This is a genomic window from Bradyrhizobium sp. Mp19 (assembly GCF_029952935.1).
GTDB classification, from domain to species: domain Bacteria; phylum Pseudomonadota; class Alphaproteobacteria; order Rhizobiales; family Xanthobacteraceae; genus Bradyrhizobium; species Bradyrhizobium elkanii.
The window spans coordinates 1-2,819 of record NZ_JASAUT010000146.1 but is presented as its reverse complement, the minus strand read 5'-3'; the positions used below and the strand labels follow the sequence as shown (position 1 = coordinate 2,819).

The window sequence follows — 2,819 nt, the reverse complement described above, 5'->3', positions numbered from 1 at the left end:
TCGAAAACTCTCATGGCAATCATGCTTTGCGCCTCGATCGTTCGGATCATCTACTTTATCACACTCGGAATGATTCGCCCAAAAACGAGAGGCCGGCGCAGTGGCCGGCCCACAATTCAATGGCTTGATGTACTCAGCGGACGTACGTCGTGATCACTTCGATACCGGCTCCGCGCCAAGCGCAAGAGCGGCCTCATCAAGCCGCCAACCGGGAGCTATGCGGGATTTTGGGTGACGAGGTGATCAGGCGGCGTGGTTTGCCGGCATTTGGATGACCTGGATGCCGTCGTTGAATCTGACACCTGCGATGACCGTCGGCAACTGATTTGTGCCTTTGAACCGTCGCCAGGTCTTTGATGCGGCGGCCACCAGCTTGAACGCCATCAGCCTGGCGGTGGTCGGTGACAACGAGTCCTTGGTGCGCACCGTCCGGTGCCGCACGGTGGCGAACACGCTTTCGATGGGATTGGTGGAGCGCAAGTGATCCCAATGCTCGGCAGGAAGGTCGTAGAAGGCCAGCAGCGCGTCGCGATCCTTGACCAGGCATTCGACCGCCCGGCCGTACTTGGCGCGGTATTTCTCGGCGAAGACGTCGATCGCCGCTTCGGCGGACGCCCGGGTCGGTGCCCAGTAGACCTCGCGCAGATCCTTCTTCATGGTGGCCTGTACCGAGAGCGGGACCTTGTCCAGGACGCCATTCAATGCCGTGAGTGCGTGCGTTCGTCGCTGGAAAATCGTCAGCATTCGCTTTCGAGCGTTCGGGGCGCATCGGGTATCTCCTTCGATCGGGACACCGAAACACTTGCGGTATTATGCTACGAACCAACGGGACAGAACACTAGTCTAGCTTTACATTTCTGGATCGGAAATGCGGGTCAGCATCTTGACGTGCGGGCCCGCCCGTTTGAAGATCGGCTCCCAAAAGGCGTACGCCTTCTCGGCGAAACTCGCGCTCACGGTGAACTTCGTGACCGCCCCCCGATATGCGGCTTGTCGTCCGCAGCCCTGCCCCTCGACAAGGTGCCAAACGAATTGAGCGACCTGGCGCGTGTACGTGCTCGGACGACCTCGGTGGTTGGGTACGATCTCAAGCCGCATGGTCCCTGTGTCGCGCGTCTCCGGTTCGGTGATATTGGCGAGCCAGATGAAGATTGATGGATCAATGCTCGCCGCGTAGCCGTCGCGCTTGAGCTGCTGATTGATCATAGAGAACGCGCTGGCGGCTTCTCTGAAGCATTCGCTCAGGATGAAGTTCGCCTCATTCTGCAGCTTGCCGCTCCGAAGATCGTCCAGCAATCTGACAGCCTCGTCAGTGAGTCGCCGCATGTATCGCGATTGCGACTGCCCTGCGCTCTCGGCTGGTGGTTCCTTCTGCACAATCAATTCGACCGCATCCGCGCGGCACTCCGCTGCGGCTTTTTTAGGAACGGTCAAGAAAGCGTTTTCAAGAATGGGGCCGACTTTTGACGCCGCTTCACCTTCCACCCGGGTGTCGGCGAGGTCCTTTGCACGGTCCAGCGCAATGTCCAGTCCGGCTTTGATGTTTTCAGAAGCTCTATCTTGATCGTCATTGGAAAACTCCACCACCATCTCGATGATAGTGTCGGAATCCAGAAGTTCGGCGCCGCAAAGGGAACTCGGAGCCGTCGCTTGCCTTGCAAGGATTGTTTGATCAGACGTATTCGCGCCGGTGTGCTCCCATCGCGGATTGGAAGCAGCAGCCCCGCCGGACAACACAAATATGCCATCGTCAACGGCTCGGCTCGCGGCCGCGGTAAGCTCCACGAGTGAGCGTCGCGCGCAGCGCGTCTGGCTAGTACGGCGCTTTTTCGTTTCTTTCGTGCGGCTCATGAGCTGACGCCCCCTCGACAAGCTTCTTTAAGATCCAGCGCCACAGCTCACAAACTTCCTCCGAGGCTCTTCCCTCTTGGGAAAACTCGGTCACGCCTAATCCTGCCCCAAGAGCATCCTGGTGGTCATTGCGCTGTCCGATACACGGAAGCGCAAGCACGCCCAGCGAATTGAGCGACGTTGCGGCTTCACTCACGCGGCAGCCCCGCGGTGGCGTCTGATTGAGCACGAAAGCAAATCGGCGGTTGAGCCTACGAACGGCAATCAGCGTAGGTATCGCAGCTTCGATGTCAGCCAGACTCGGACGCGCCGGGATCAGGCAAAGATCGGCACCCGCGATGGCACGCATAGCCAGGTCATTGTTCGTGGCCGCGGTATCGATGACCGTTAGCCAGATCCCCTCAGCTTCGAGGTTGACGAGCGCCCCTTCGATTCCGGCGGGATCGGCGACCCGAACGATCCGCGGATAGGGATGCCCGCGCCGCTCTCTCCATTTTGAGATCGTCCCTTGTGGATCCGCGTCGACAATCGCGACGCGCTCCCCGTTCGCCATCGCCGCGACTGCAATTCCGACCGCCAGCGTACTCTTGCCGCTTCCTCCTTTTTGGGTAACCAGAGCAAGGACATACATCGCCTGCGCGTCCCGGACAATAACGCATGAAACACACGAGGTGCGCGTACCATTTCCTATCGTGAATCGCATCAATGGCGAGTGCGGAACTCACAACCAAATCAAGGCGCACCCACTAACTACCGTACCGCGCTATACGTCGCCAAACTTCGGCCGGTCCAAACATTGGGCCACGCGGACACCCTACGCCAAGCCCGAAGGTTTAAGGATGCCAGCCAGTCCGCTGCAAGGCAGGACTCCGGCTTGATCCGACCTTTACTGAGAGCTGGCCCCGCAAATTCGGACAGTAGCTTGAGTGGATTTTCTGCCTGACAGCGGCGAGGATTCTTGCTGCGAA

Annotated in this window: 2 protein-coding genes and 1 pseudogene; all 3 read right to left on the bottom strand. The window is 59.1% G+C overall.

All coding sequences use genetic code 11. The features are described from left to right. Positions 1–243: 243 nt before the first annotated feature. A pseudogene (locus QJT82_RS45230) lies at positions 244–693 on the bottom strand (transposase); the annotation flags it as partial. Positions 694–849: 156 nt separating this feature from the next. Beyond that, on the bottom strand, positions 850–1,851 hold the full coding sequence (locus QJT82_RS45225; protein ID WP_038388657.1) for a hypothetical protein: 1,002 nt from the start codon (positions 1,849–1,851) through the stop codon (positions 850–852). Continuing rightward, a complete protein-coding gene (locus tag QJT82_RS45220) occupies positions 1,814–2,482 on the bottom strand; it encodes a ParA family protein (protein ID WP_038388659.1) in 669 nt (222 codons plus the stop codon). Before QJT82_RS45220 ends, QJT82_RS45225 begins: the two co-directional genes overlap by 38 nt. Between the last annotated feature and the right edge of the window lie 337 nt (positions 2,483–2,819).